2 protein-coding genes are annotated in these 3,401 nt (G+C 69.8%); one reads left to right on the top strand and one right to left on the bottom strand.

The features are described 5' to 3' along the window. The first annotated feature begins 149 nt into the window (after positions 1 to 149). Complete coding sequence (locus QH276_RS09080) at positions 150 to 806, top strand: hypothetical protein (protein ID WP_280399930.1); 657 nt, start codon at positions 150 to 152, stop codon at positions 804 to 806. A gap of 383 nt (positions 807 to 1,189) precedes the next feature. Here the strand turns inward: QH276_RS09080 and radA are convergent, their stop codons facing one another. Beyond that, a complete protein-coding gene (radA, locus tag QH276_RS09075; protein WP_280399931.1) occupies positions 1,190 to 2,569 on the bottom strand; it encodes a DNA repair protein RadA in 1,380 nt (459 codons plus the stop codon). Between the last annotated feature and the right edge of the window lie 832 nt (positions 2,570 to 3,401).

Here is a 3,401-nt window from a genome sequence, read left to right as displayed (position 1 = left end):
GCGGTAACTGTCCAACCAGCCGTGCCCGACCTTCCCCTGCCCGCCGGTCCGTCTCTCGCCCCCCCCGGCGGTCGGCGTCCCGGCAGTCGGCCGCAGCTTCCGGTGTGCCGTTGACCGCCACCATCGCCGAATACGCTTACCTTTGACACGTGTTGGAACCGACAGGACCGTTACCGCCGGAGATCTACTGGCGGCGTCGTGTGTTTGCCATCGGCGCGCTGATCGTCGCCCTGGCGGTGGTGATCTGGCTGGTCGTGACCGTATCCCGGGGCGGCGATTCGCCCGGGACCGCCGCCGCGGCGACCTCGTCGGCGACCGGTACGGAAACCGCGGCGAGTTCCGCGCCGGCCCCCACTACCACCACCGGAGCGTCCACCACGGCCTCCGGCACCACACCGGCCCCCGCCGCGTCCGGGCAGTGCGCCGACCAATCACTGGCGATCAAGGTTTCCGTGGCCCAGCCGACCTACAGGGTGGGGGAGGAGCCCGTTTTCGGGATCGTGATCACGAATATCTCCGGCGAGCCCTGTACCCGGGATATGGGGTCGGGATTGCAGCGGGTCTCCGTGCACACCCTCGACGGCGGTCGCCAGTTGTGGGCCAGCACCGACTGCTATCCCGACGGTGAACCCGATGTACGTACCCTCGACCGCGGCGAGCAGGCAGCGTTCACCGTCACTTGGACCGGCACCACATCCCAGCCCGAATGCGCCGGGGAACGCGTTCCGGTGCCTACCGGGGCCTACAACGTGACAGCGCAGCTCGGTTCCGTACGCAGTGCCCCGGAGCCCTTCAACATCGCCTGACAGCGCCCGGGGCCCGGCAACGGTGGCTGATATATGCGCGCGCCGCCGGGCGGTCATGGCGCGGAAAATCGCCGCACGGCAGGCCCGGGGTTGTGCGCATTTCTCGGTCGGGCCGGCCATCGTGGCTGCGTCGGATCCGATACCTGTCTCCGTCCGGCGCCGTCGCTGGGCAGGTTCGGGCCCGGAGTCGTAACGCGGCGGAGCGCTGATGTCCCGGCATGCCGTGCCCTGACCGCACCGGCCGCACGCTGCATCGGCACCCCGGCCGCCACCGGCGCGACGAAACCGGCACTTGTCCCGGCGATATCCTGCGGACCTCGCCGGACTGTCCCGATCGCGCCCGGATCACCCGGCTCGGCGCGAACGCGGGTCCGCCGCGGCACTCATTTCTTCGTGAGCCCGGCCAGCCGCAGGGCGGCGCGCAGGCTCGATACCTCGTGCAGCGTCATACCGATGCCTTTCCCCGTGACTCCGGGCGGCACCACCGCGGTCGTGAATCCGAGTCGCTCCGCCTCCGCGAGCCGGCGGCCGGCCGCGGTGATCCGGCGGACCTCACCGGCCAGCCCCACCTCGCCGAGGATCACCCAGCCCGGTGGCAGCGCCGTATCCCGTGCGGCACTGGCGATGGCCACCGCGATGGCCAGATCCGCGGCGGGCTCGGTGAGCCGCATGCCGCCGACGGTCGCGGCATAGACATCCTGTTTGCCGACGTAGAGCCCGCAGCGGCTCTGTAGCACGGCCAGCACCATGGCGACCCGGTTGTAGTCCAGTCCGCTCACCGCCCGGCGCGGTGCCGGCACCTGGGTGTCGACCGTGAGCCCCTGTACCTCACCGACGAGCGGCCGCTTCCCGTCCATCGCCACCGTCACCGCGGTACCCGGAACAGAATCGGTGCGGTGATGCAGAAACAGTCCGGAAGGATCTGTGACACAGGCGATTCCGTCGTCGTGCAGTTCGAAACAACCCACCTCGTCGGCGCTGCCGAAACGGTTCTTGATACCGCGCACCATGCGCAGTGTCGAATTCTTGTCGCCCTCGAACTGCAGTACCACATCGACCAGATGCTCCAGGGTGCGCGGCCCCGCTACGGCGCCGTCCTTGGTGACATGACCGACCAGCAGTACCGCGATCCCGCTCGACTTGGCCAGCGAGGTCAACGCCGCGGTGACTGCACGGACCTGGGTGACGCCGCCGATCACGCCGTCGCTATCGGTGGCCAGCATCGTCTGCACCGAATCCACCACCAGCAGAGTGGGTTTCACCTGCTCGACATGGCCGAGTAGCACCGACAGATCCGATTCCGCCGCCAGGTACACACGATCGTGCACCGCCCCCGTCCGATCGGCACGTAACCGTACCTGCCCCGCCGATTCCTCCGCGGTGACATACAACGCCCGCTCGTCGCGCTGCCGCGCCCATCGATGCGCCACCTCGAGCAACAGGGTCGATTTCCCCACCCCGGGCTCCCCGGACAGCAACACCACCGAGCCCGCGACGATCCCACCGCCGAGCACCCGGTCCAGCTCGGAAACCCCGGTCGGCCGCGCGGTGGTGGTATTCGAGTCGATCCGCGAGATCGGCGCGGCCGCGGTACTCGGCAGCATCGCCTTCCGCCCCGCCGGAACCCCCGCCGCGCCCGCCGCGGGCAGTGCTTCGTCGACCGTGCCCCACGAGCCGCAGCCGGGACATTTACCAACCCATTTGGCGACTTCGTGCGCACACTCCGAACACCGGTAGACAGCCTTGGTCTTGGTACCTGCCACGAACGCGCACCTTACGCATACCCACCGACAGACAATGACTTATCGGCCCCCGCCGCGACCGATGTTGCGAGAGACTGCCCACGCCGAAGACCCCGCTCACCCCGGCGGAGGGACGAAGAGGACGCCACCCGCGCACACCGCCGAGGCCGAGCTGAACGAGCCGTCCCATCGGAACGAGCGCACGCCCGAACCGACCGGCCCCTGCCGAAGCCCCGGGACGTTCGCACTACTTCGAACCCCGACGCGACACAGCGAGTCTTACGCGGCACTGGAGGCCGACACAACCCCGAAACCGAAGGCGCCCAGCGCTGCCGAGTCTTTACGAGGCTTCGGGCGTTCACACAACTTCGGGCCGGACGCGACCACTGCGCCGCCGAGTCTTACCAGGCCCTTGGAGGTTCACATAACCCAGGAACCAAAGGCGACCGCGGCGCCCAGTCCTACCAGCCCCTCAGAAGTTCACACAACCCCGAAACCCGAACGCAACTGCGGCCCCGCCGAGTCTTACGAGGCCCTCGGAGGTCTACACAACCCCGGAACCGGACGCGACCACGGCAGCACCGAGTCTCACGAGGCCTCCGGGGCCCACACAACCCCGGAACCGAACGTAACCACGGCGGCGCCGAGTCTCACGAGGCCCCTGGAGGTGTACGCAAACCCGAAACCCGGACGCAACCGCGGCGGTGCCGAGTCTTACGAGGCCCTTGGAGGGTTTGGCCCGTCCCCGGGGGGGGGGGCGCGGGGGGGGGGGGGGGGCCCCCCGGGGGGGGGGGGGGGGCCCCCGGGCCCCGGGGGGGGCCACCCCCCCGCCCCCCCCCCGCCCGCCCAAAAA

This window comes from Nocardia carnea, assembly GCF_029869215.1.
Classification (GTDB): domain Bacteria; phylum Actinomycetota; class Actinomycetes; order Mycobacteriales; family Mycobacteriaceae; genus Nocardia; species Nocardia carnea_B.
This window is presented reverse-complemented; position numbering and strand designations above follow the sequence as displayed.